The following is a 26035-nucleotide window of genomic DNA, read 5'->3' as shown; positions in this document are numbered from 1 at the left end:
CGCCAAGATGGACGACTACATGATCAAACGGAACGAGACCGCCCGCCCCTTCAAGTGGACCTACGCCGCCAGCCCCCTCCAGGAAGCCTGAACCCCCCTCCACGAACTTTCGCGGAGCAGCACTAGTAGACGGAGAGGTCGTCGCCGTACACCGCGCCCTGCCCGTACCAGCCGTGCAGGTAGACGGTCACGGTGCCGGACGCGCCGGTCGTGAAGGGGACGGTCAGCTTGGACCACCCGGCGGAGCCGGTCCACGCGCTGCCGGTGGCCCCGCCGCGTACGCCCAGGTAGGCGTAGCCGCCCTGGACCCACCCGCCGAGCGTGTACGCCGTGTTCGGCGCGAGGGTGAGGGTCTGCGCACACTCCCCCGTCTGCCCGGCGGTGGGCGAGGCCTTCAGCGCGTACGAGCCCCCGTGCGCGGGGACGTTGACCACCGCCCCGCCGCTCTGGCAGCTCCACGGCGCGAGCGCTCCGCTCTCGAAGCCGCCGTTGACCAACGCCCCCGCGCCACCGCCCGGCCCGGACACCGTGAGGGTGAAGGGGGCCGAGCGGGTGAGTCCGCCGCCGGTCGCGGTGACGGTCAGGGCGTACGTTCCGGGGGCCGCCGCGGCGGCGGCGGTGACCGTGACCACGGCCGATCCGCCTGTGGTGACGGAGCCCGGGGCGAGGGTGGCCGTCACCCCGGCGGGCGCTGCGGCGACCGTCAGCGCGAGGGGCCGCGCGGTTCCCGAGGTGAGGGTCGTGGCCACGGTCGCGGTGGTCGTGCCGCCGGGGGCGACCGAGGCCGAGCCCGGGGTCACCGAGACGGAGAAGTCGTCGACGACCGGCCCGCCGCCGCCGGTGAACGGGGCGAAGGTGTGGCTGAAGTACCAGGGGCCCTGGACGATGCCGGAGCAGGTGTCGGAGCCTCCCGTCCCGGGGCAGCCGCCGTTGTCGCGCTGGAGCGCCCAGAAGGACAGGGTGTTGAGGCCCTTCGCGGTCGCCCAGTCGTAGACCACCTTCGCGTCGGCGGTGGTGAAGGTCTCGGCGGGTCCGTAGTCGTCGATGCCGGGCATCTCGGTGACGCCGATCATGCCCCAAAGCTGGGCGGGGGTCTTGGTCGGGTACAGAGCGGCGAGTTGGCCCTGGAGACCGGTGGCGGCGGTCTTGGTGTCCTCGGCCATGGCGTGGCCGGCGCCGTCGTAGTAGTCGAAGGTCATCAGGTTGACCACGTCCACCCGGGCGCCGGCGGTCTTGGCGCTCTTGAGCACGGCCAGGCCGCTGCTCGCCAGTCCGCTCGTGGTGGTGGGCAGGGTGTACGAGACCTGGAGCGGGCGGCCGTTCGCGGCGGCCCAGTCCTGGAGTTTCCTGATCGCCTGGTTGCGGCGGTCGATGCCGGCCTTGTTGGTCAACGAGTTGTCCTCGATGTCCATGTCCAGGCGGGAGACGTCGTAGGTCGTGACGACCTTCTGGTAGGCGGCGGCGATCGCGTCCACGTCCGTGCAGCTGTCGGCGATCTCGGTGCCGCCGTTGTCGGCCGCGTACCCGCCGAAGGAGGGGATGACATCTCCGCCGCGGGAGCGGATCGTGGCGAAGTCGGCGCCGAAGACGGAGCCCGAGATCGGGCTGCCCGTGTCGCCGTTCCAGTACGGGGTGCAGGATCCCTTGGCCTCGGTCTGGACGAAGGCCATGGTCAGGTACCTGGCGCCGGACTTGAGCGCGAGGTCGGCGGGGCTGTCGGAGGAGTACGCCTCGAAGTACGGGGCGAAGACGTGCGCGGGCAGTGGGGTCGCGGCGTGGGCGGTGCCTTCGACCACCCCGACCACGAGTCCGGCGGAGGCGACCAGGGTGGTCAGGGCGGCCAGTAAGGAGTGAACGGGCCTGGAACGACGTCTCATCGATGCTCCCGGTGGGGCGCGAGCGAACGGGCGGACGCCTCATGATTGGTCTGGACCAACACCGGGTCAAGGGTCCAGACCATTTCTTGAACCGGACAACATACTTGCCGGCGAAGGGCTCATCCGAGTCGACCGGCCCGGTCCGCACGGGTCAGCGCAGGATGCCCGCCTGTCCGGCGGCCCGGATCCACGACGGGAACTCCGACAGCAACTTGTCGTACAGCTCGGCGTCCGAGATCGCGTCGATGTCGTCCACCGCGAAGAACCCGACGTTGTCGACCCGCCGGCCGGGCATGTCGTCGAAGCGCTCCAGCACGCCGAAGCCGGCCCGGCCCAGGCCGACGAACTGCCAGAACACCGGCTCCTCGACGGCCGCGCGCAGTTCCTGTTCGATCTCGTTGTTGCGGTACACGCCGCCGTCCGAGAAGAACAGCACGAGGGTGGGCACGGGCACCACGGTCGCGCGTACGTAGGCGCGCACCTCCGCGATGACCTTCTGCTCCTCGTTCTGGAACCCGACCGCGCGCATGTCGACCTGCCCGCCGGTCAGGCCCTTCGGGGGCTTCTTTCGGCCGAACAGGCTCATCTGGCCGACGCGGACGTGCAGGCGGATCCACTCCGGGAGTTCACCGATGGTCAGGTCGGGCAGCCGTGCGGGGTTGGTGGCGAAGGTCCACGCCTGCATCTCGCCGTCGTCGTCGAGCTGCGCGGCGACGGCGGCCATCCGCTCCACGACGCCGGCCACCGTGCCGCGCGAGTAGAGCGTGGACATCGAACCGGACGCGTCGAGGACGAGGATGACACGGGCGGTCACTCCCGCCGCCCCGTTCTTCGTCAGGCTGACGGCGACCTGCTGCTTGCGCAGCGACAGGAGCTTGCGCATCTCGACGGGGAGCCGCTCCTCGCCCTTGACCAACCGGACGGCGGGCGCGCCGGCGGAGGCCTGCACGGGAGCGGGGGCGGCGGCCGGCGCGGGTACGGGGGCCGGGGTGAAGGCGGGCGTGGGCGGCGCCGTCGACGCGGGTACCGGGGCCGGCACCGGGGCCGGGGTGTCGTCCACCGTGATGCCGTAGTCGGTCGCCAATCCCGCCAGGCCGCTCGCGTATCCCTGGCCCACGGCCCGGAACTTCCACGCGCCCGCCCGCCGGTACAGCTCGCCGCTCACGTACGCGGTCTCCGTGCCCGCCGTCATGTCGAAGCGGGCCAACTCCGCTCCGGACACGGCGTCGAGCAGCCGCAGGTGCAGCCCGGGCACCTGCCCGAAGCTGCCCCCGTCGGCGGAGGCGCACAGCACGACGCGCTCGATCCCCGGCTCCAGCGCGGCCAGGTCCACCTGGAGGGAGTCGGCGCCGGGTTGCTTGCCCAGGTGCCGGACGGCGTCCGAGGAGTGGCGCGGCTGGTTGTAGAAGACGAAGTCGCCGTCGGAGCGGACCCGCCCGTCGCCGGAGAGCAGCAGGGCGGACGCGTCGACGTCCGGGACCCCGGGACCGGCCGACCAGCAGAGCACGGCCCTGACGGACGACGCCGGGACCGGCAGATTGGCGCCTTTACTCAGTGAAGTCACAGCGGACAGTCTGCCCGCCGCTCCGGCGGTCCCGGAAGTACGTGCCCGGCGAGGCTCCCGGGTCAGGGGCGGCGGGTGGTGTGGGGAAGGGAGAAGTGCCCCGGCCGTTCACGGTCCCGCGAGGTGTCCGACGGGGCGTCCGTGTCGATGGCGTCGACCACGACCGGGGAGGAGCCGGTGGGGCCGGTGGCGGTGGCGCGCAGGCGGTAGTGCTCGGTGCGGACGGCGTCGCGGGCCAGCGGGGCGCCCCCCGAAAGGAGGGCGTAGGGCTTGAAGTCGTTCGCGACGCGCAGTTCCGCGGGGCGCCAGGTGCCGGTGGCGGGGTCCCGGTGCTCCAGGACGAAGGCCCGGGCGGGACCGGGGGTGTCCCCGGGCTCCGGCACGAGGCTCTCCATCTGGAAGGTGAGCAGCAGGTGCCGGTACGCCTGGGTGTTGCCGTTGTTCAGGGTGACCGTGAACTCCTGCGCGGGACCGCCGCGGACCAGGTCGAGGCGGCCGCCCCGGGTGGCCACGTCCATGGACAGCGGGGTCGCGGGAGCCGGGCGCGCGGGCGCCGCCGTGCGCGTCGGGGCGGGCACCGGGCTCGGGGACGAGGACGCCGGTGCGCCCGGCGCCGGGGCCCCGGTGGTCGAGGGCTCGGTGGTCGAGGGCTCGGCGGAGACGGAGGGAGAGGCGGAGGCAGCGGCGGACGGCGTGACGGCGCCGGCGGAGGGATCGGGGCGGGTCGAGGCGGCCGGGGCCGGCCCGCAGCCCGCGAGGGCCGCCGCCATCAGTACCGAGACGACGAGCGGGCGCGCCCGGGCGGCGGATCGGCGTCCGCCCTCGCGTCCACCCCGGCGTCCGTCCTCCCTGTCGTCGCTGTTCTCGCGCCTGTTGTCGCGTCCGGCGTGCATGGCGGCCCTCCTGCGGCTCCCGATTGAGGGAGGAACCTAGCAAGGTCGCGGACCGCCGCGGCCGGGCTGCGATGACGCTTCGGTCACGGTTGTGGTCCGGTCCGACGCCACCGGGCGGTACGAGCCGGACCCACCCGGACAGCGGGTGCCGAACCGGACGCGCCGGCCCGGCCCGGACACGACGATGTCCCGGACCCGGCGCGACGCCGGACCCGGGACATCTCGAGGATCTAAGCCGTTTCCACCGTGCGACAGACGAAGCCCAGGCGGGTCAGCGCGCGGGTCACCTCGTCCGCCGTGAAGTCGCGACGGTCCTGGCGGGTGATCATTTCGCCGACCTGCTTGACCGGGTACGTGCGGCGGCCGATGACCACGGCCTCCCCGGTGACGGGCTCGGCCTTGATCCCCTTCATGGACTCCAGGACCTCGGCCTTGGTGAGCTCGAAGGGGAAACGGGCGATGACGCAACGCATGATGCCTCCGCGGGGACGGGAAGGTGAACGCCGGACCGGACGGCCGCGAAGGCGGTCAGGACGTGAGGGCGAGGACGCCCAGGGTGTAACCGTGCTCGTCGATCACCGGCGACATGTCCAGGACGCGCCCGCGCATGGCGGTGCGGGCCTCGCCCACCCCGGCCGAGGACTCCGTGAAGGGTCCCCGGTCGAGCGGGATGTCGCGCAGCCGGGTGGGGGTCGTCCCCCAGGATCCGCCGCGGTGCGCGTCGAGCTGGGCCCGGGTGACCAGACCCGAGCACCGGCCCTCGTCGTCCTGGAGGACCAGGTGCCCCGCCCGGGCGCTGATCAGCACCGAGCGGGCCACGTCGACGTGCATGTCGTCGCCGACCCGGGGCCCGAGGTCGCCCATGACGTCCCGGGCCGTCAGGCCGGTTCCGTCGCCCGGTCGGGCGAGGGTGCGCACGCGTTACGCCGCGCTGTCGTACGAGCGTCGCCGGGCCTGCGCCGGGCGGCTGCGCCGACCGCGGGTGGAGGCGGCACTGCGCGTACGGCGCTCCGAGACCGGGGCCGTGATGGTGACGGGCACGCCGGAGGGGGCCTGAGAACCGGTGATGCGGTTCAGTTCGGCCTCGCCGGAGCGGACCTGGGTGGTCTGCGGGGTGATCCCGGCGGCGGCCATCAGGCGCACCATGTCGCGGCGCTGGTTCGGCAGGACCAGGGTGACCACGCTGCCGGACTCGCCGGCGCGCGCGGTGCGACCACCGCGGTGCAGGTAGTCCTTGTGGTCGGTCGGCGGGTCGACGTTGACGACCAGGTCGAGGTTGTCGACGTGGATGCCCCGGGCGGCGACGTTCGTTGCGACCAGCACGGTCACGTGGCCCGTCTTGAACTGGGCCAGCGTGCGCGTGCGCTGCGGCTGCGACTTCCCGCCGTGCAGCGCCGCGGCGCGCACCCCGCTGTTGAGCAGGTCCTGCGTGAGGCGGTCCACCGCGTGCTTGGTGTCCAGGAACATGATCACGCGGCCGTCGCGGGCGGCGATCTCGGTCGTGGCGGCCTGCTTGTCCTGGCCCTGGACGTGCAGCACATGGTGCTCCATCGTCGTCACGGCGCCGGCCGACGGGTCCACCGAGTGGACGACCGGGTCGGTCAGGTACCGGCGCACGAGCAGGTCCACGTTGCGGTCCAGGGTCGCCGAGAACAGCATCCGCTGCCCCTCGGGACGCACCTGGTCCAGCAGGGCGGTGACCTGCGGCATGAAGCCCATGTCGGCCATCTGGTCGGCCTCGTCCAGGACGGTGATGGCGACCTGGTTGAGCCTGCAGTCCCCGCGCTGGATGAGGTCCTTCAGCCGGCCGGGCGTCGCGACGACGACCTCGGCCCCGCCGCGCAGCGCGCCGGCCTGGCGGCCGATGGACATGCCGCCGACCACGGTGGCCATGCGCAGGCGCATCGCCTTGGCGTACGGCGTCAGCGCGTCGGTGACCTGCTGCGCGAGTTCACGGGTCGGTACGAGGATCAGCGCGAGCGGCTGCCCCGGCTCGGCGCGCTGACCGGCGGTGCGGGCCAGCAGCGCCAGGCCGAAGGCGAGCGTCTTGCCGGAGCCGGTGCGGCCGCGGCCCAGGACGTCGCGGCCCGCGAGCGTGTTGGGCAGGGTCGCGCCCTGGATCGGGAACGGTACCGAGACGCCCTGGGCGCCGAGGGCCGCGAGCAGCGCCTCGGGCATGTCCAGGTCGGCGAAGGCCTCGACGGCGGGCAGCGCCGGCGTCAACGTCACGGGCAGGGCGAACTCGCCCTGCGGGGCGGCGGAGCGACGGCCGTAGCCACCGGAGCGGTTCCCCCCGCCGGATCGGGAGCCGCTGCCGGAGCGGCTGGGCGCGGAGGAGCCGAAGCGGCTGCCGCGGCTGCCGCCGGAGGACCCGTAGGAGCCGCCGGAAGAGCCGTAGGAGCTGCCGGACCCGGACGATCCGTACGAGCTGCCGGACGAACCGTAGGAGCCGGACGAGCTGTAGGAGCCACCGGAAGAGGCCCCCGTACGGGAGCGGGACGAGCGGTCGTTGGTGCGAGCTGCGCGGTTCATGCAGAACCTTCCTCGATGCGGCGCGTATCGAGGAATTCCTGGCATTGGGGTGAGCCGCAGCGGATTCGCAAGAACGAGCCGAAGAAATGACACAACAGGGCCGTGCCGAACACGCGGAGCGGAACGGAACGGTTCACTGCTGAAAGGGGCGTCACCCTGCCCGGCGGCCGTGGCACAGGCCGGGCATCGGGGGCGACGGCCGGGCGGACTTCCACCCGGGCGGGTCGTGGGCGCTCCGGCAGACGATGCTGCCGCGCCGCTCACGCGGGCCGTGACGGCCGGCGGAGCTGGGAAAAAGCAACGAGCTGGGGCCCGCACCCCAAGGTGCGGGCCCCAGCTACGCAGTACCTGTCAACGCTTAGGCGGGAACGATGTTCTCGGCCTGGGGGCCCTTCTGGCCCTGCGTGACGTCGAAGTTCACCTTCTGGCCTTCCTGAAGCTCACGGAAGCCCTGGGTGGCGATGTTCGAGTAGTGGGCGAACACGTCAGCGCCGCCACCGTCCTGCTCGATGAAGCCGAAGCCCTTTTCCGCGTTGAACCACTTCACGGTGCCAGATGCCATATGATTTCTCCTTTGGGGCTGTACCCGGACCCACACTGTGCGGGCACCGGAGTCGAAGTAATGATTGCCCCGTCCGAAAAAACATCCGGAAATAAAAAGTGCACCCACCGAAATGAATCCGGGGGGAGCACTTGAAGTCTTTGGGAACCACAACTGCAACTGAGAAGAACAGTAGCACAGCGCTAGCCGGTGGCGCGGAAGGTTTTCACGTCTCGGCCTGTCGTCACATAAACCCTGCACGCGTATTCGCTGAATTTCTGCACCGGCGGCAACAGGTATGAGCTGGGCGGCCCGGCGTTCAGGGGGTCTCGTCCCCGGCGGAGCCGGACTCGCACATCCGGGCGTTGGCCCGCAGGGCCTCTTCCAGCTGGTCCTCCAGCGCGATGATCCGGCACGCGGCGTCCACCGCCGTGCCCGCGTCGACCAGCTCGCGGGCGCGCGCGGCAAGGTGCAGTTGGTGGCGGGAGTACCGGCGGTGGCCGCCCTCCGAGCGCAGCGGGGTGACCAGTCCGGCCTCTCCGATCACGCGCAGGAAGGCGGGCGTGGCGCCCAGTATCTCGGCGGCCCTGCCCATCGTGTAGGCGGGGTAGTAGTCATCGTCGAGACTGTCGGCGAGCGGGGACTTCTCGGGGGGCATGACACCTTCGTTTCACTGGCTCACTACGCCAGAAATACTAGGCCTCCCGCACTGCAATCACTACATTCGTGAGCATAGATTTACCTGACCGGGTGGGTGATCCCCCTCCGAGGCGGCGAAACGTGCCGCCAGGGCCCCACCTCGGCCGGGACGAGCGGCGGTCGCGCCCCTGGAGCGGGCCGCCGCTCGTCCGACCCGGGACGGTCAGCCGCGGAACTCGGCCGGGCGCTCCGGGGAGGCCTCGGCGAGGGCCTGGGTGACGGCCGTCACGCCGGCGCGCAGTCCGTAGACCGGGGTGTCGGGCTGCTGACGCCAGGACTCGTCGATGCCGCCGGCGTCGACGGTGTCGAAGCCGAGCTCGTCGATGAGGTCCCGGACGGCCTTCTTGGCCGTCTCGTCGTCTCCGGCGACCGGGACGGCGATCCGGCCGGGGGCGCCGGCCGGCAGCGGCTTGTCGAGGATGTCGTCGGCGTAGGTGCCGTTGAAGGCTTTGATCACCGGGTGGCCCAGGTGGTTCTGGGTCCAGCGGCTCTCGGTCAGGCCCTCGTCCTCGATGGCGGCGATGCGGCCGTCCCGCTGCTTCGGGTAGTAGTTGCCGGTGTCGATGACGGCGAAGCCGTCCGCCGCCCCGTCGAAGAGCCCCGCCGGCAGGTCCGGCACGTTCTTGAGCGGGACGGTGACCACGACGATCTCGGCGCCGCGGGCGGCGTCGGCGACCGTGACGGGGGTGGCTCCGGTTTCCTCGGCGAGGGCCGAAAGGGTTTCGGGGCCGCGGGAGTTCGCCACCGAGACCTCGTGGCCGAGTGAGGTGAGCCGACGGGTGAGGTTGCCGCCGATGTTGCCGGCGCCGATGATGCCGATCTTCATGAGCTCTCCAGTGCGTGCGGAGTTCGGGTGTCGCGCTTGTCCGAACCGCCGGGAGGCGCGCGGCATTCCGCTCCTCGGCCCTCGATTTCACGGTTCCCCCGTACGGGCGACTCCCCGACCCCGTGACGGGTGCTGTGCGGCCCCGGCGGCCCGCCTCGGGTGTCGGGCGTGACGCGCGTTCGACCTCCGATTCATCACGGCCACGATGGCCGGATTCGACCGTCGAGGATCAGTCATATCGCCGGCGGGATAACGATTCTCATTCATGCCGGGCAGGCCTCACACTCATGATTCGTTTACGCCTGAACCTTTTTGACGGGCCGCCGGTAACTCCACGGGGCGGCCATGTGACGGAAAGGAGAGGAACACCCGTCACGTCGGATTCGAGCCGGCACATGGCTCGACTTTCACAAGATCCGTTATGTAGTGTTCCATTTGTGCACCGCCCAACGGGGGGCGGAAGAGCAGCCACAGGCTTGGTATGGACCAGTTCCGTCCCGGGCCTCGCTCGCGGGCTCGGCCGACCACCGCCCCCGTCATTCGCCGTTCCGCTCCATACGTGACCCGACACGGGGGACCTTCATGCGGTTCCAGCTTCTGGGGCCCTTGAGTATTGCCCACGGCCCCGAAACCGTAGTTCTCAAACCATCCAAACCAACCAGCCTGCTCGCCGCTTTGCTCTTGCATCCGGGCACGGTGGTTTCCACCGACTATTTGTTGCGAGCCGTGTGGGACGAGGAACCCCCCGCCACCGCACGGGCCGCACTTCAGACATGTGTCCTGCGACTGCGCCGGCTATTCGCCAAGTACGGCATATCCGCGACCACCATTGAGGCCGTACCCGGCGGATACCGCATGGCCAATGACGTCGAGACACTCGATCTCGCACTGTTCCGATTTCTCGCGGGACAGGCGAGGGCCGCCGCCGACGAGGAAGAGGAGTTGTATCGACTCCGCGCGGCGCTCGCCCTGTGGCAGGGGCAGCCCTTGGCCAATGTGGCCTCGCGGATGCTCCAGCGGGACGCCGTACCCGCCCTGGAACAGGAACGGTTGCGGGTCCTGGAGCGCGTCTGCGATCTGGAACTCGCCGCCGGGAACTGCCACCAGGTGCTCGTCGACCTCTACGAGGGGGCCCGCCGACACCCGGTGCGCGAACGCTTCACCGAGCAACTCATCGAGGCGCTCTACCGGACCGGGAGACAGGCGGAGGCCCTGGCCGAGTACCGGGTGGTCAAGGACCGACTGCGCGACGAACTCGGAGTCGATCCCGGACCGGGACTGCGACGCCTGGAGCTGGCCATCCTGCGGGCCGAGGAACTCGGGCGGCCGACCCTCGTCGCCGCGCGAAGACCTTCGGTGGCGCCGGCGTTGACGTCCGCCGCCGGCGAGCGGGTGGCGCCCGTGACGGGTTTCACCGGGCGCGAGGCCGACCGCGGCGCCATCGCGGCACGGTTGACCGCCCCCGGCGGACCGCGGCTGGTCGTGGTGTCGGGTGCGCCCGGGATCGGCAAGTCGGCGCTGGTCCGGCAGAGCGCGTACGAGGTACAGGACGCCTTCCCCGGAGGGGTGTTCACGATCCCGTTGGCCCGGTCGGACGGAAGTCCCGTCGACGTCGAGGAGGCCCGCAAGCTGCTGCCCGAACCCGGCGACGGGAGAAGGCTGTTGATCCTCGACGACGCCGCCGGCGCCGGACAGGTACTGCCGTTGCTGCCGACCGCGGGCGACACCTCCGTGGTGGTCAGCAGCCGACGCGGGCTCGCGGCCGTCGTCGCGACGCGCGGCGGCTCCGTACACCGCCTGGACGTCCTCGGGGCGAGCGAGGGGTACGCGCTGCTCGCCGGACTCGTCGGGGAGGAACGGATCGCGGCCGAGGCGGAGGCGGCCCGCGACCTGGCCTCCGTCTGCGGGTACTTCCCTCTGGCACTGCGCATCGCCGCGGGCCGGCTCCTGACCCGTCCCGGGCTCTCGATCGCCGACTGCGCGGCGTGGCTCGCGGAGGATCCTCCCGCACGACTGGCCCTGGCGGAGGATCCACGGCTTTCCGTGCCCGAGGTGTTCGGCCAGGCCCTGGCCGCCCTCGGCCCGGAGCCACGCGAGGCGTTCCTGCGCCTCGGCTCGCTCGCCCCGGGGGCCGACCTCACCGACGCGGGGGCCTCGACCGTCCTGGAACAGCTGGTGGAGGCCGGGATGCTGGAGGACGGACCACCCGGCCATCCGTACCGTCTGCACGCTTTTCTGCACGGCTACGCGCGTCACATCGCCCGTGAACGTGCCACCGCCCCTCCCCCGGCGCACTGACACCCGACCCCACCCCCCGCCTCGCCCGCCCAGGGCCCGGCGTCCCCCCACCCCATCTCCCGACCCGTTCGCTCCGCTCCCCGTACCGCCCAGACCGCAATCAGGGGTGACCCATGTCCCAAGCCAGTTACGAAGCCGTCGCCACGACCCGGCCCCGGATCCGCCGGGACGTGCTCTTCACGCAGACGCCCGAGGGCGTGCTGTTCCACAACACCGACGGCGGGTTCCGGCTCAACGCCCGTACCGCGTACCGGTTCGCCACGCTCGTGGTCCCGCACCTCACCGGTGAGCACACCGTCGCCGCGTTGTGCGAGGGGCTCGGCGACGACCACCGGGCCATGTTCGGCGAGCTCGTCAAGACCCTCTACGAACGGGACTTCGCCCGCTCCGTCACCGAGCCGGCGACGGACGCGGCGCCGGTCCTCCCGCCCGACGTGGCACGGCGCTTCGCCCCGCAGATCGCGTACGCCGACCACTACGCCGACGACGCCGAGACGCGGTTCCTGCGGTTCCGCGACGCGCGGGTGGCGGTGCTGGGCGACGACGCGATCGCCCGCTGGTGCGCCCTGAGCCTGGTGCGCAACGGCTCCGCCCTCGTCGGCGTGCTGCCGGGCCCGGACCTCGGGGAGATCGAGCGGGAGGCGGCGGAGGCCACGGCCGACGGCGCCCCGGTGGAGGTGCGCCCGCTGCCCGACCTCGGGGCGGAACCCGGTTGGGCCGCGTTGGACGGTTTCGACACCGTGGTGGTCACGGGCGGGACGGCTGCGGCGGCCCGACTGCTGCCCCTGCTGCGCGCCGGCATACCCGAGGGCCGTACCCTCCTGCCGGCCTGGTCGTTCGGCACCGACGCCGTCGTCGGCCCGTTGATGGCCCACGGGACGACGGGGTGCTGGGCCTGCGCGGCCCTGCGGCTCGGCGCGAACGGGGACACCGCCGGCGCCGCGGCCGAGCTGTGGAGCGGGCTGGCCCTGCCGGGGGCGCCGGCGCCGGTCGGCCCGGTGCCGGGAGGGCCGCTGGCCGCGATGATCGGCAACCTGCTCGGATACGAGGTGTTCCGCACGGCCTCGGGCGCCCTGCCGGCGGAGACCTCCGGCCGGCTCCTGATCCAGGACGTGGAGTCGCTGGACGTCACCGCCGAGCCGCTGCCGCGCCATCCGCGATGTCCGTTCTGCGCGGAGTCCGCTCCCGGCGAGACGGAACCGGTGGACCTCGCCGCGGCCGGCGCGTCGGGTGCGGTGTCGCTGCCCACGGTGGAGACGGCCCGCGAGGCCGACGCCCTGGTGGAGGAACTGAACCGGCGCTCCACGCTGGTGCGGCCTCGCGCCGGGGTGTTCACCCGGTACGCCGACGAGGCCCTGACCCAACTGCCTTTGAAGATCGGCGTGGTCGAGTTGGGCATCGGTCACAGCGGCCGGCGCTCGGTGGCCGCCTTCGACGTCCACCACGTCGCCGGGGCGCGGATGCGCGCGCTGGACACGGCCGCGCTGGTGTACGCCGAACACGTGGTTCCGGCACGCGGACCCCTGGTCGACGACGGGTCGCTGCCCGTCGTCGAGGCGGCGGCGCTGGCCCTCGCGAGCGGGCTGCCGGGCGGGGTCCACGCCTACGAGCGGGCCGTGTCCCTACTGACGAAGGAACCCGCGCTGGTGCCCGCGGGCGCGGTCAGACCGTTCGGGCCGTACAACGCGGACCGGCTCTTCGAGCGGACCCGGGCCGGGGCGGGCGCCGGTCCCTCGACGGCCGACGCCGCCGCCGCCGGTCTGCTCTCCGCCCTGGGACACGCGGCGCTGCTGCGCGTGGTGCGGGGCGGGGGCGCCGCGCTCGCGCCGCTGCCCGACCCGGACGGGCCGGATGCCGAGGGGTCGGACGCCGAGCTGGTGTTCCTCGTACGGTCCGCGGACCGGCTGGGGCTGTCGGTGGAACTCCTGGACCTGGGCGAGGGCGCGCACAGCGGTGCGCAGGTGATGCTGGCCCGGGCCGGGGTGCGCTGGGCGGTCGGCGCCGGTCTGGATCGGCGTACGGCGGCGGTGGAGGCGCTGCGGGAACTGCTGGGCGCGGCGCAGTACGAGGCCGACGCGACGGTGGCGGGCGCCCCCGTTGACACCGGTGATCCGCTGCTGCGGGACCTGGACCCGCGCGCGCTCGCGGTGGCCGGCGAGGCCGCCCCCGTCGAGGGCGGGGCCACGACCGACTGGACCGCGGTGTCCGCGCGCCTTGAGGCGGCGGGACGGGACGCGTACGTGGTGGGGACCGGGTCGGCCGACGTGGCCGGCGTGGGCATCCACACCGTGCGGGTGCTGCTGACCGCGGCGCGGGAGCCCCGCGATGACGCGTAGCGCGCTCGTGGACGGGCTCGGGGCCGAGGCGGCCGGGCGGTTCGCCGGCCTGCTGCGACGGTCGCTGGACACCCTCGGCGCGCCGCCCGTGCGGTTGTCGACGCTCGGTGTGCGGGACGCGTTCGCCGGTCCCGGCGGCGGGTCCTCGCCCGGGGTGGACGCCGCCCCGGAGGGCGGGGTGGACGCCTCCCCGGAGGCCGTGCCCGTCTGGCTGTACGGCCATCAGGCCGTCGTCGGTCCGGTCGCACGACCGGCGGGCGGGGCGGGCTGCCGGCACTGTCTGGAGCGCCGGTGGCAGGGGGTCCGCTCGGTGGCGCTGCGGGACGCGCTGGAGTTGGGCGGCGGCACCCGGCCGGCGGGTGAGTGGCCGTACGCGCACGCCTTCGCCGCCGATGTCCTCGCGGCGCTGATCGCGGGGGTCGCATCCGGCGGGGGCCCGGTGTCCGGGCCGTTCCCCGAGGTGCGGGTGCTGGACCTGCGGACCGGCACGGTCCGACGCCATCCGCTGGTGCCCGACCCGGAGTGTCCGGTGTGCGCCGTTCCCGTCGTGGACGCGGCCCGGTCGCCGGAACCCGCGCCGGCGGTGAAGTACCGGCCGGGAGTGTTCCGTACCCGGCGCGTGGAGGAGTACGGCATCGACGTGGGGGCCTTCGCGAACCCGCTGTGCGGGGCGTTGGGGCCCTCCCTGGTCCAGGACGTCTCCTCCACCTCCACCTCCGCGACGATCGGCTGCTTCTCCATGCGGTCGGGCGAGTACCTGCGCGAGACGTTCTGGGGCGGCCACACGGAGTCGTTCGAACGCAGCGCACTGGTCGGGGTGCTGGAGGGGTTGGAGCGGTACGCGGGGATGCGCGCGCGGTCCCGTGTGACGAGCGTGCGCGGCTCCCTCACCGAGTTCGCGGGACGGGCCGTCGATCCGCGCGAGGTCGGCCTGTACGGCGCGGACTTCCACCGGGACAACCCGCGGGTGCGCCCCTTCGACCCCGATCGGGAGATTCCGTGGGTGTGGGGCTGGTCGCTGCGCGATCGGGAACCCCGACTGGTGCCGGAGATCCTGACCTATTACCACGCGCCGGGTCTGGAGAACCGGTTCGTACAGGAGAGCTCCAACGGGTGTGCCTCCGGCGGGAGTCTGGCCGAGGCCTGCTACTTCGGGCTGATGGAGGTCGTCGAGCGGGACGCGTTCCTGCTCGCCTGGTACGGGCGCCGCCGGCTGCCCGAGATCGACCCGGCGACCAGCACCCGGGCCTCGACGCGGGCCATGGTCGACCGGCTCGCCCTGTACGGGTACCGGGCGCGGTTCTTCGACACCCGGGTCGACTTCCCGATCCCGGTGGTGACCGCCGTCGCGGAACGCTTCGACGGGGGGCTCGGCCGGATGTGCTTCGGGGCGGGGGCCGGTCTGGACCCGGAGTCGGCCCTGGACTCCGCGCTGTGCGAGATCGCGACCGACGCCGTGAACCTGGCCGGACGGACGGAGCGGGACGAGGCCCGGTTGCGGGCCATGGCCGCGGACTTCGACCTGGTGACGGCGCTGCACGATCACCCGCTGGTGTACGGGGTGCCGGAGATGGGCCGACACGCCGATTTCCTGTTGCGCGGGCCGCGGGACCGGCCGCCGGCCCCGGTGTCGGACCTGTCCTGGTCGGACGCCTCGGGTGAGGGCGTGTCGACGGACGTGCGCGAGGACCTGGACCGGTGTGTCGGGGCCGTGACCGGCGCCGGGTTCGATGTCGTGGTGGTCGACCAGACCCTGCCCGAACAGCGGGCGCTCGGCCTGCACACGGTGAGCGTGCTGGTGCCGGGCCTGCTGCCGATCGACTTCGGGTGGTCGCGGCAGCGGGCGCTCGGGATGCCCCGGCTGCGGGAGTTCACGCGGCCGACCGGATCCCGTGATGGGGCGCCCGGCGACTTCAACCCGGCGCCACATCCCTTCCCTTGACGTTCCGTCCGTCGTTTCGACCGTATCCGCCGACCACCGACGACCGTAGGAGGACGTGTGGGCTTCGCCCATGACTATGCCGACGCCATCATGCACCGGGGCAGGGTGCCGATGGAGCCCGTCGACTTCGTGCCCGACTGGGCGGACCGCCCGCGCGACGCGAAGTTCTACCCGGGTGCCGAGACCCTGCCGCTACCCGAGCCGGAACCAGGGCCCGGGGAGGGCGTGTTCACCCTGCCGCTGCTGTCCGGGATGCTGCGGGACTCCTACGGTCTGACCGGCCGCCGGCTGGGCGTGCAGGCCAACACCGACCTGGCGGCGCTTCCGCACTACACGCACGCCAACTGGTCGCGGGGCACCGCGTCCGGGGGCGGCCTGTACCCGGTCGGCGTGTACTGGGTGGCGGGCGGGGGCGGCCCGCTCACGCCCGGCGTGTACCACTACGCGCCGCACCAGCACGGGCTGCGGCGGCTGTTGACCGGCGAGGTGGGCGCGGAGGTCGGCGCGGCGCTGGGAGGGGATCTCGCGGGATCCGGCCAGTACCTGGTCCTGAGCGTCAAGTACTGGCAGAACGCCTTCAAGTACAACAACTTCTCCTTCCACGCCGTGAGCATGGACGTGGGCACCGTGCTCCAGACCTGGCGGCTGTGGGCCCGGGAGCGCGGTCTGCGGATCGCGCCGGCCCTCTGGTTCGACGAGGAGCGGCTGGCCCGGCTGCTCGGTGTGGTCCCGCACGAGGAGGGGATCTTCGCGGTCGTGCCGCTGGAGTGGGAGGGCGCCGCGACGGCGCTGCCGCCGCCCTCGGCCGCCCGGCCGGCGGGTTCCGCCTCCGGGGCGAGCGCACCCCCCGCCCCGGCTCCCGCCGTCCGCCACCGGGACGCCGAGCGTTCGCGTACCGTCCTGACCTTCGAGACCGCCGGCCGGATCCACGCCGCGACGCTCGGGCACGCCGGGGACCGGCCCGCGCCCGGGGCGCTCGACGCCGCCGCCGCGCGGCCGCCGGTCGGCGGCGTCCCGGTGCCGCTGCCGCCGGCGGCGCCCCCCGTCAGGGACGTCACCGCGGCGTTGCGGGCACGGCGCAGCAGCTTCGGTCGGTTCGACGCGACCCGGGCGGTGGCCGCCGATCGGTTGGCCGCCGTGCTGGCCGACTGCGCCGCGGCCGCGGTGGGCAGCGAGGCGCAGGGGCCGGACGGGCCGCGGCTCACCGCGCTGTACGTCTTCGTCAACCACGTGGAGGGCGTCGAGCCGGGCGCGTACGCCTACGATCCGGACGGGCACGTCCTGCGGCTGGTGGTGCCCGGTCCCCCCGGGCCGTTCCTCCAGCGCAACTACTTCCTCTCCAACTACAACCTGGAGCAGGCGGGCGCCGTCCTGGTGCCGACCGTACGGACCGCCGCGGTGCTCGACGCGGTGGGAGACCGCGGGTACCGGCTCGTCGGCGCGACCGTCGGCGCGGTCGCCCAGACCTTCTACACCAGCGCCGCCGCGCACGACCTGGGGGCGGGGGTGGCCCTCGGCTTCGACAACATCTCGTACGCCGAGGAGTTGGGGCTGACGGGGACCGACGAGGCCGCTCTGCTGATCATGCTGCTCGGCCACGAGCGGCCCCGGCCCGCCGACTTCCGCCATGAGATCGCCTGAGCCGCACCGCGGCGCGCTCCTTCGGACCGACGACGAGAGAACCAGGACGTTCAGGATGAACACCACCACCGATTGGCACGCGGGCGACCGCTTCATGCTGCGCGTGGCCGGGCTGCCCCTGAGCTCGGTCGACGGGCTGCGCGGCGCGGACACCCTGCGCTGGGCCGCCGATGTGCTGAGCGCCGAGGGCGTGGTCCGCGCGGACGCGGAGCTCCTCGGTGACCTGCTGCACCGGGCGGTCGGCGCGACCGACCCCGCGCCCGGCGGGCCGGGCGCGGCCCTGCGCCGGGAACTGCTGCGGCTGCGGCGCCTGGTCCACAACGGGCGGGCGCCCGCCGATCCGGACGCGGCCGTGCGGGTGGTGGCCGGGCTGGACGGGGACGTCGGGCACCGGCTGGCCGGCTGGCTGGAGCGGCGCGCGGCGCTGGAGAAGCTGCGGGGTGACGGGGAGGCGCTGCTCGCCGCGGATCTGCGGCGCGGTCGTGACGCGCTGCGTCGGCTGCTCGCCGACGAGCGGGTGCGGCACGGGCTGCTCTTGGCCTCGCCGGTGTTGGAGGCGCAGCTCGACGCGTACGCGGCGGCGACCTCGGATGGCCGCGAGCCGGGCGGTCGCCTGCGCAAGGTGGAGCGGTCGGCGCTGTCGTACGTGTACCGCACCGCCTGCAAGACCAGCCCGTTCAGCACCTTCACCGCGGTGGCGACCGGCCGGTTCCGGGCCGACGGGGGCACCGAGGGCATCCGTGCCGAGGACCGGTGGAGCAGTCGTGTACGGCTGAACGTCGTGGTGCTCGCCCGGCTCGCCGAGCTGATCCTCGCCGACCCGGTGCGCCGCCTGGACCTGCCGCTGCGGCCGGCTTCCGGCTGGGGGCGCGAGGACGAGCGGATCCGGTACGTCCGCCGCTCGGTCACGCCCGGGGACGACACCGCGGCGGTCACCTTCGACGCCGTCCGGGACCGGTTGTTCTTCCTGCGGCGCAGCGGCACCCTGGACCGGCTGCTCGCCCTGTTCGCGGACCGGCCCGAGCTGCGCCGGCGCGAGCTCGCCGACTGGTTGGCGGCGGAGCACGGCGCGGCGCCGGCCGAGTGCGAGGCGTACGTGTCGGCCCTGATCGAGCTGGGCATGGTCCGTGTGCCGTGCCTGGACACCGAGGTTCACGACGGTGATCCGCTCGCCGCCTTCCGGCGGTCGCTGGCCGCCCTGGAGCGGCCGTGGGCCGACGACCTCGCCGCGCTCCTGGACGGGCCGGCGCGGGTGTTGGAGCGCTACCCGCTCGCCGGGCCGGCGGAGCGGGCCGCCCTGCTGCGGACCCTGCGCGCCGATCTGGGCTCCTTGGCACGGGAGTTGGGGGCCCCGCCGGACACGGCGCTGCCGCAGACCCTGTTGTACGAGGACGTGAGCGCGGGCCGTGACCTGTCGTGCCCGGCGCCCGACTGGACGGCGGACGGGGGCGCGCTGCGCTCCGTCGAGCGGATCCTGCCCGCCTTCGACCTCACGCTGGCGCAGCGGATCACCTTCGAGGGGTTCTTCACCGCCCGGTACGGTGCGGGCGGTCGTTGTGAGGACCTGCTGGGTCTGGTGCACGACTTCCACGAGGACTTCTTCGACCAGTACCTGTCGTTCACGGCCCGGCGCACCCCGTTCGACGCGCACGGGGAGTACGTGCCGGAGGAGAACTGGTTGGGCCTGTCGGGGCTCCGTGCGCTGGACGCGGCGCGGCGGGCGTTCGTGACGCGGATGCGGGCGCGCTGGTCGGCCCACGGGGAGGACGGCGGGGTCGGGCTGCGGCTCACCGAGGAGGACGTGGCGGCCGTCGCCGCCGAACTGGACGGCGTGACGCCCGGGTTCGCGCCGCGCTGCCACCATCTGCAGTTCGCCCGGGATCCCGCCACGGGCGAGCGGATGACCGTGCTGAACCGCTCGTACGGCGGTCTGTCGTTCCCCTTCAGCCGGTTCACGCACGTGTACGAGGAGGAGCCGGGCGGACGCCCGGACCTCGCCGGGGAGCTGCGCGCGACGGCCTCCCGGGTGACCCCCGGGGGCGCGGTGTTCGCGGAGGTGACCGGCGGGCCGGTGACGACCAACCTGAACCTGCACGACCCGCTGACCGACTACGAGATCGTCTGCCCGGGCGAGAGCGGGACCCTGCCCGAAGACCGCCGGCTGGACCTCGGCGACCTGTACGCCGAGCACGATCCGGGGACCGGGCGGGTGGCCCTGCGTTCGCACCGGTTGGGGTGCGAGGTGATCCCCGTCTACCTGGGGTACCTGGTCCCGTTGGCCCTTCCCGCGATCCCGCGCACCCTGCTGCTGCTGTCCCCGTCGTCGATGTCGCCGCTGGACGTGTGGGCGGGGGTGCCGGAGGGTCCGGCGCGTGACGGGGTGACCTCACGGCCCCGGGTCGCCCACGGGGACCTGGTGCTCAGTCGGCGTTCGTGGAGCACGACGGCCGGTGCGCTGCCGGTGTCGGGAGCGCGGGAGGCCGCGCACTTCGTGGAGTGGCAGCGCTGGCGCCGGACGCACGGGCTGCCCGAGCGGGTGTTCGCGACCGTGTCGGCAGGGTCGTCGGCGCTCGGGGCGAAACCTCAGTACGTCGACTTCGCGTCGCTGCTCTCCCTGTCCGTCTTCGAGTCGCTGTTGCGGGATCCGGGGCACCGGGTCGTCTTCCGCGAGATGCTGCCCGACCCCGACGGGCTGCACACGTACACCTCGGCGGGCGCCCACGTGGCGGAACTGGCCGTGGAGACCTTCACCGTCCCGACCCCCTCGAACCTCCCGGGTCCACCGGATCTCCCGGATCCCTCGGAGCCCTCGCAGTCGCCCCTCTCCCCCGACCGACGCCCGGAAGGCGGTTCCCGATGTCAGAGCTGACCGAGACGCGCGGTGAATGGCAGGCGCTGCACGTCTTCTACGCCGCCAACCCGCAGCCGTTGCTGGTGCGGTGCGTGCGGCCGTTGATCGCCTCGCTCACCGAGGACGGGCTGCTCGCCGGCCACTTCTTCATCAACTACTGGCTGGAGGGCCCGCACGTGCGGTTGCGCCTGCGGCCCGTGACCCCGCAGGCCGCCCCGGAGGTGCGGCGCCGCACCGAGGAGGCCGTCGCCGCGTTCCTCAAGGCCCGCCCGGCGCTGTACGAGGTGGACTCGGGCTTCCTCAACGAGTTCTACAACACGCTCTTCGACATCGAGTTCCCCGAGGGCGACCGCGCCGGTTTCATGGGGCCGGACGGGCGGATGAACCTGCGGCCCAACAACTCGTACGCGTACGAGCCGTACGAGCCCGAGTACGGGAAGTACGGCGGCCCGGCCGGGGTCGAGCTGGCCGAATGGCACTTCGCGCACTCCAGTGATCTCGTCATGGACGCGCTGGGCACGATGAACCTGCACCTGCGGACCGTGCTGTTGGGCACATCGGCGCAGCTGATGATGGTGATGGCCGGGGTCTTCCTGCCCGATCGGGAGGAGCTCGGCGGCTATCTGGACCGCTACTACGAGTTCTGGCACCGGGCGTTCCCGGGGACCGGCTTCATCGGTTCGGCCGAGTACGACCGCACGTACGGGCAGAGCGCGCCGGGGATCGCCCGCAGGTTCGCGGCCGTCCGAGAGGCGCTCGGGTCGGGGGAGACCGGACGGCTGCCCGCGTTCCTGGCCGGGTGGGCCGAGCACTGCCGGGAGCTGCGCGAGCGGGCGGGGGCGCTGGCGGCCTCCGGGGAGTTGGTGTTCCGTTCCTGGGACGGGACCCGGGACGAGCGGGTGACGGATCCGGCGGTGGCGCTGCCGCTGCTGCTGTCCCCGTACATGCACATGACCAACAACCGGCTGCACGTGACGATCCGGGACGAGGCCTACCTCGCCCACCTGTTGGGTCGGGTGCTGCGGGAGGGCGTGGGCAGCGGGGCGGCCGAGGCGGCCCGGCCGTGACCGCCCCCACCCCCGCGCCCTCGGGGATGCTGGCCCACCGGCCCGCGCTGCGGCCCGGGATCCTGCTGTCGCCGCCGCTGCTCAACGGCCCGGCGACCGTCCATCTGGTCAAGGACCCCGTGTCCGGTGCCTCGTTCGAGATCGGGCCCAAGGAGTTCTTCCTCGTCTCGCGGCTCGACGGGCGGCGCAGCCTCGCGGAGATCGGCGAGGCCTACGCCCAGGCCTTCGGGCGCAGGCTCGGCGAACGCAACTGGCAGCAGTTGCTGGGCCTGCTCGGTACGCGGCGGCTGCTCGCCGGCGGGCCACCGCCCGAGCCGGCGGCCGGCCCGGGGCCGCAACGCACGGGAACCCTGCTGCGGGGCACGCTGCGGCTGGTCTCCGACGCGGACGCCACGACCGCCCGGCTGCACCGGTTCCTGCGGCCCGTGTTGCGTCCGGTGGTGCTGGTCGCGCTGCTGGTGGTCTGTCTCGCCATGGAAGGAGTGCTCGCCGCGTCGGCGGGCCGGCTCGTGGGCGACCTGTGGTGGTTGCTCTCGCGTCCGGTGCCGCTGCTGGCCGTCGCCACGCTCATGTGGCTCAGCACCGCCCTGCACGAGTTCGCGCACGGGGTGGCCGCCCGCCACGTCGGGGGGAGCGTCGGCGAGATCGGGCTGCGGTGGCGGCTGCCCGCCGCCCTCATGTACTGCACCGTCGACAACTACCGCTACCTGCGCCGCCGTCGTCACCAACTGGCCGTCGCCGGGGCGGGGGCCTTCGCCAACCTGTTGTTCCTGCTGCCCTTCCTCGGGTGGTGGGCCGCCCTGCCGGTCGGCGACCCCACCGGCCGGGTGCTGGGGGCGCTGCTGCTCCTCGGCAGTGTCCAGGCGCTGGTCAACCTCCTTCCGCTGCCGCCGCTCGACGGCTACACGATGCTCGGCCACGGCCTGCGGGTGACCCGGCTGGCTCCGGCCGGTTCGACGTACCTGCGGCTGCGGCTGCGCGACCGGACCGCCGCGGCCGCGTACCCCGTGCGGGCGCGCCGGATCTACCTCGCGTACGGCATCGGTTCGGCCGTCCTCGTGCTGCTGCTCCTCTGCGGCGCGGCGGCCGCCTGTTGGTACGCCGTGGCCACCGCGACCTGACCCCGATCCGTGTCCGTCCCCGACCGCGACCCCGAAACCGAACTGACCGATTCCACTCCTCGCACGACCCGCACCGATTCCGATCCCGACACCGAGGGAACCGCACATCCCATGACAACTGACAGCAACCGGCCGGCCGACGAGTCCGCCGTCACCATCGAGGACGTCCACAAGCGCTACGGCGACCGGCAGGCCGTGGACGGGATATCCCTCGACGTGCGCCGCGGCGAGTTCTTCGGCCTGCTCGGCCCGAACGGCGCGGGCAAGACCACCCTCATCGAGATCATGGAAGGACTGCGCCAGGCCGACTCGGGCACCGTCCGGGTCCTCGGCCAGAGCCCCTGGCCGCGCAACACCGCGCTGCTGCCCCGCATCGGCGTGCAGACCCAGGCGTCGGCCTTCTTCGTACGACAGACCGCCCTCGAACACCTCTCCACCGTCGCGGGTCTCTACCGCTGCGATCGGGCCGCCGCCGCCCGCACGTTGGAGACGGTCGCGCTGACCGAACAGGGCGGGGTGCTGGTCGAGAACCTCTCCGGGGGGCAGCGCCAGCGCCTGGCCATCGCCTCGGCCCTGGTCCACGACCCCGAGTTGATCTTCCTGGACGAGCCGACCGCCGCCCTCGACCCACAGGCCCGCCGTGACCTCTGGGAGGTGCTGCGCACCCTCAAGGGCGAGGGCCGCACCATCGTCTACACCACCCACCACCTCGACGAGGCCGAGGCGTTGTGCGACCGGGTGGCGATCCTGGTCGCCGGCAAGGTGGCCGCCCTGGACTCGCCGCACCGGCTCGTCACGGCGGCCGGGGCCCCGGCCCGGCTGCTGCTGCCCCTCGGCAGGATCGGCGTCGAGGAGGCCTCGGCGCTGCCCGGGGTGGACCGGGCCGACCTCCAGGGCGGCTCGCTGGTCCTGGAGACCGCCGTGCCCGGCAAGGTCCTCCAGGCCCTGGACGGGCTCACCGGGCTCGACGGGGTCATGACCCGGACGGCCACCCTGGAGGACGTCTACCTCGAACTGACCGGCGCAGCACACCACCACCCGACGGAGTCCCAGGCATGAGCGCGTACACGGCCCTGACCGCAGCCGGCTACCGGGCGCAGGTCCGGGACAAGGCCACCCTCTTCTTCACCTTCGCCTTCCCGCTCCTCTTCCTGGTCGTCTTCGGGCTGATCTTCAGCGGGCAGGACGTCGAGGAGAGCGGCCGCCCCTACATCTCGTACATCGCCCCCGGCGTGATGTCGTGGGGCGTCGCCAACGCCGCGGTGTTCGGCATCGCCTTCACCCTCATGCAGTGGCGGCGCGACGACCTGCTGCGGCTGATCCGGCTGACGCCGACCCCGTTGACCACGGTGCTCGCCTCCCGGTACGTCCTGGCGCTGGTCGTCGGCGTGGTGCAGGCCGCCGTGTTCGTCGCGGTGGCGATGCTGCCCGGCTTCGGGCTGGAATTGGACGGGCGCTGGCCGTTGGTGCTGCCCGCGCTGGTGTTGGGCATCACCGCCTTCATGGCGATCGGGGTGATCGTCGGCACCTACGCGAACACTCCCGAGGCGGTCGCGGCCATCGCCAACTGCATGATGGTGCCGATGGCCTTCCTGTCCGGCTCGTTCCTGCCGCTGGACATGATGCCGTCCTGGCTCCGGTCGGTCTCCCGGGTGTTGCCGTTGCGGTACCTCAACGACGCCGCGACCGGCTCGCTGACCGGATCGGGCTCGCTCGCGACGATCGGTGTCGGGTGCGCGGCCCTGGCCGGGTTCGCCCTCCTGTTCGGGGCCATCGGTCTGAAGACCTTCCGGTGGAGCAACCAGGCATGACCGGGACCCTCGCGGGCGGGACGACCCCGCAGTCGACGGGCCCGGAGCCGACGTGCCCGGGATCCGGGGCGCCCCGGTCGACGGCGCCCTCGGCCCCCGACGGGGCCCCGCTGGAGCGGGTCCGCCGGGAGCTGGCGGGGGCCCTCGCCGGGCTCGGTGCGACGGTGGTCACCCTCGGGGTCCACGACGCCCTCGGACCGCGCGCCGCCGACCCCTTCGCCGGGGTCCGGCCGGCGGCCACGGTGCACCTGACCGCGCGGGACGTGCTGGTGGGCCCCTGGGGCGGCGACGGTACGGCCCCGGCCTGCGGTCAGTGTCTGGCGATGCGGCGGCAGCGGTTGCGCAGCCGCAGCGAGCGGGACGCGCTGGAGACCGGCGTCGGCACGCCGGTCCCGGCGGCCCGGGAGCGGCCCTGGCTGACCGCGTTCGCGCGGGATGCCGTTCACGCCCTGCACCGCGCGGTCTTCGGCGGGGAGGTGGCCGAGGTCGGCCCGTCGGCGGCGGACCGGGCGCTGCCGCGCGTGTCCCGGTTGGACCTGGAGACGCTGGCGGTCACCCACCATCCCCTGGCCGCCGACCCGCTGTGTCCGGACTGCGGACCGCGCGGTACCGACGAGCCCCGGCCGTTCGTCGCGCGGTCGCGCCCCAAACCCCACCCGGGCGCGCAACGGCTGCGCGCGGCCTCCTCGTACCCGATGCCGCGGGAGGCGCTGGCCAATCCGGTGACCGGGGTGCTGGGCGGGGCCACCTGGATCAACGTCACCTCCCCCACCACCGCGCCGGTGGCGGGCAGCGTGTTCATGCGCGGTTACGCCGGCCTGACGGACGTCACCTGGAGCGGTCAGGCCAACAGTTTCGAGGCGAGCCGCGACCTCGCGTTCCTGGAGGGGCTGGAGCGGTACGCGGGGACCCATCGCAGGACGGGAAGCTCCCTGCTGATCGCCTCCTACGCGGAGCTGGGTGATCGGGCGCTGGATCCGGCGCGGTGCGGTTTCTACGCGCCCGCCACCTACCGGGACGACCCGCTGGTCTCCCCGTTCGATCCGCGGCGCCCCATCCCGTGGGTGTACGGGCACGCGCTCGGTGCGGACCGGCCCGTGCTGGTGCCGGCCCGGCTGGTGCACTACAGCGCGGGGGTGGAGGCCGACAACTTCGTCTTCGAGTGCTCCAACGGCTGCGCCATCGGCGGAAGCGTGGAGGAGGCGCTGCTCGGGGCGCTGCTCGAACTGATCGAGCGCGACGCCTTCCTGTTGGCCTGGTACGGCGGGCAGCGGCTGCCGGAGATCGACCTGGCGTCGGTACCGGGCGCCGCGGTCCGCATGATGGTGGATCGGGCGGCCCTCCAGGGCTACGACGTGCACGCCTTCGACAACCGGATCGACATGGCGGTCCCGGTGGTGACCGCGCTGGCGGTGCGTCGCGACGGCGGGCCGGGCCTGTTCTCCTTCGGCGCGGGCGCGGCCCTGGAACCGGCGGCGGCGGTGGAGGCCGCCCTGTCGGAGGTGCTCACCTACATTCCGCACCTGCCCGGCCAGGTGGCGGAGCGGCTGGGCGAACTGCGTTCCATGGCGGCGGACTTCAATCGGGTGCAGCACCTGAAGGACCACGCGCAGTTGTACGGTCTGCCCGAGATGGCCCCGCACGTGGGGACCTACCTGGACCCGCCGGCCGTTCGCCCCCTGGCGGATCTCGACCCGACCGCGGGGCGTCGCGGCCGGACCGCGTCGGGGGACCTTCGCGACGATCTGCTGTGGGTCGTCGGGGAGTTGGCGCGCGCCGGGCACGAGGTGATCGTGGTGGACCAGACGACGCCGGAGCAACTGCGGGCGGAACTGCACACGGTGTGCGCGATCGTGCCGGGACTGCTGCCGATCGATTTCGGCTGGTCGCGGCAACGGGCCCCGTACGCGCCCCGGTTGAGGACGGCGGCCCGGCGGGCGGGACTGCGCGGGACGGACCTGACGGACGCCGACATCCGGATGGTGCCGCACCCGTTCCCCTGACATCCCGGCGTCCCCGGGCGCGCCCGGCATCCG

The 26035-nt window shown here is 73.2% G+C and carries 18 protein-coding genes and 1 pseudogene; 10 read left to right on the top strand and 9 right to left on the bottom strand.

Annotation, left to right across the window (positions count from 1 at the left end; translation table 11 throughout):
* Nucleotides 1–122 precede the first annotated feature (122 nt).
* The 9 genes and pseudogenes from OTB19_RS28900 to OTB19_RS28860 all read right to left on the bottom strand — a co-directional run bounded on the left by OTB19_RS28900 (nt 123) and on the right by OTB19_RS28860 (nt 8998).
* Complete coding sequence (locus OTB19_RS28900; protein WP_267801467.1) at nt 123–1877, bottom strand: carbohydrate binding domain-containing protein; 1755 nt, start codon at nt 1875–1877, stop codon at nt 123–125.
* Between the two features lie 151 nt (nt 1878–2028).
* Entirely contained in the window at nt 2029–3441 is a 1413-nt protein-coding gene (locus OTB19_RS28895) for a VWA domain-containing protein (protein WP_267801466.1), read from the bottom strand.
* Between the two features lie 62 nt (nt 3442–3503).
* On the bottom strand, nt 3504–4334 hold the full coding sequence (locus OTB19_RS28890) for a hypothetical protein (protein WP_267801465.1): 831 nt from the start codon (nt 4332–4334) through the stop codon (nt 3504–3506).
* A gap of 242 nt (nt 4335–4576) precedes the next feature.
* Nucleotides 4577–4807: pseudogene (locus OTB19_RS28885) on the bottom strand (SCO5918 family protein); the annotation flags it as partial.
* 55 nt (nt 4808–4862) lie between these two features.
* A complete protein-coding gene (locus tag OTB19_RS28880) occupies nt 4863–5198 on the bottom strand; it encodes a hypothetical protein (RefSeq protein WP_385641667.1) in 336 nt (111 codons plus the stop codon).
* A gap of 57 nt (nt 5199–5255) precedes the next feature.
* Nucleotides 5256–6866: a DEAD/DEAH box helicase gene (locus OTB19_RS28875; RefSeq protein ID WP_267801462.1), complete on the bottom strand. Its 1611-nt coding sequence runs from the start codon at nt 6864–6866 to the stop codon at nt 5256–5258.
* Between the two features lie 358 nt (nt 6867–7224).
* Entirely contained in the window at nt 7225–7428 is a 204-nt protein-coding gene (locus OTB19_RS28870) for a cold-shock protein (RefSeq protein ID WP_030228921.1), read from the bottom strand.
* A 298-nt stretch (nt 7429–7726) separates the two neighbouring features.
* Nucleotides 7727–8065, bottom strand: coding sequence for a MerR family transcriptional regulator (locus OTB19_RS28865; protein ID WP_267801461.1), 339 nt, complete (start codon nt 8063–8065; stop codon nt 7727–7729).
* Between the two features lie 204 nt (nt 8066–8269).
* The gene (locus OTB19_RS28860) at nt 8270–8998 is read right to left on the bottom strand and encodes an NADPH-dependent F420 reductase (protein ID WP_324289646.1); all 729 of its coding nucleotides are present in this window, start codon (nt 8996–8998) and stop codon (nt 8270–8272) included.
* A 630-nt stretch (nt 8999–9628) separates the two neighbouring features.
* On the opposite strand from OTB19_RS28860, the gene OTB19_RS28855 reads away from it, so the two are divergent.
* The 10 genes from OTB19_RS28855 to OTB19_RS28810 all read left to right on the top strand — a co-directional run bounded on the left by OTB19_RS28855 (nt 9629) and on the right by OTB19_RS28810 (nt 26002).
* Nucleotides 9629–11230 (top strand): BTAD domain-containing putative transcriptional regulator, encoded by a 1602-nt coding sequence (locus OTB19_RS28855; RefSeq protein ID WP_420716929.1) that lies wholly within the window; start codon nt 9629–9631, stop codon nt 11228–11230.
* Nucleotides 11231–11343: 113 nt separating this feature from the next.
* Complete coding sequence (locus OTB19_RS28850; protein WP_267801457.1) at nt 11344–13566, top strand: TOMM precursor leader peptide-binding protein; 2223 nt, start codon at nt 11344–11346, stop codon at nt 13564–13566.
* Nucleotides 13556–15508: a TOMM precursor leader peptide-binding protein gene (locus tag OTB19_RS28845; protein ID WP_267801455.1), complete on the top strand. Its 1953-nt coding sequence runs from the start codon at nt 13556–13558 to the stop codon at nt 15506–15508. Before OTB19_RS28850 ends, OTB19_RS28845 begins: the two co-directional genes overlap by 11 nt.
* Nucleotides 15509–15565: 57 nt before the next feature.
* Complete coding sequence (locus OTB19_RS28840; RefSeq protein ID WP_267801453.1) at nt 15566–17149, top strand: SagB family peptide dehydrogenase; 1584 nt, start codon at nt 15566–15568, stop codon at nt 17147–17149.
* 55 nt (nt 17150–17204) lie between these two features.
* Complete coding sequence (locus tag OTB19_RS28835) at nt 17205–20018, top strand: lantibiotic dehydratase (RefSeq protein WP_267801451.1); 2814 nt, start codon at nt 17205–17207, stop codon at nt 20016–20018.
* The gene (locus OTB19_RS28830; RefSeq protein ID WP_267801450.1) at nt 20006–21067 is read left to right on the top strand and encodes a lantibiotic dehydratase C-terminal domain-containing protein; all 1062 of its coding nucleotides are present in this window, start codon (nt 20006–20008) and stop codon (nt 21065–21067) included. The genes OTB19_RS28835 and OTB19_RS28830 overlap by 13 nt, the downstream gene beginning before the upstream one ends.
* Nucleotides 21064–22188 (top strand): peptidase M50, encoded by a 1125-nt coding sequence (locus OTB19_RS28825; protein WP_267801449.1) that lies wholly within the window; start codon nt 21064–21066, stop codon nt 22186–22188. The genes OTB19_RS28830 and OTB19_RS28825 overlap by 4 nt, the downstream gene beginning before the upstream one ends.
* 111 nt (nt 22189–22299) lie before the next feature.
* A complete protein-coding gene (locus OTB19_RS28820) occupies nt 22300–23247 on the top strand; it encodes an ABC transporter ATP-binding protein (RefSeq protein ID WP_267801448.1) in 948 nt (315 codons plus the stop codon).
* Complete coding sequence (locus OTB19_RS28815) at nt 23244–23999, top strand: ABC transporter permease (protein ID WP_266953228.1); 756 nt, start codon at nt 23244–23246, stop codon at nt 23997–23999. The genes OTB19_RS28820 and OTB19_RS28815 overlap by 4 nt, the downstream gene beginning before the upstream one ends.
* Complete coding sequence (locus OTB19_RS28810) at nt 23996–26002, top strand: TOMM precursor leader peptide-binding protein (protein ID WP_267801447.1); 2007 nt, start codon at nt 23996–23998, stop codon at nt 26000–26002. The genes OTB19_RS28815 and OTB19_RS28810 overlap by 4 nt, the downstream gene beginning before the upstream one ends.
* Nucleotides 26003–26035: the final 33 nt, after the last annotated feature.

The organism is Streptomyces sp. H27-H5, assembly GCF_026627505.1.
Classification (GTDB): domain Bacteria; phylum Actinomycetota; class Actinomycetes; order Streptomycetales; family Streptomycetaceae; genus Streptomyces.
Note: the sequence above shows the minus strand (reverse complement) of the source record. Positions and strands in the feature narration are given on the sequence as shown.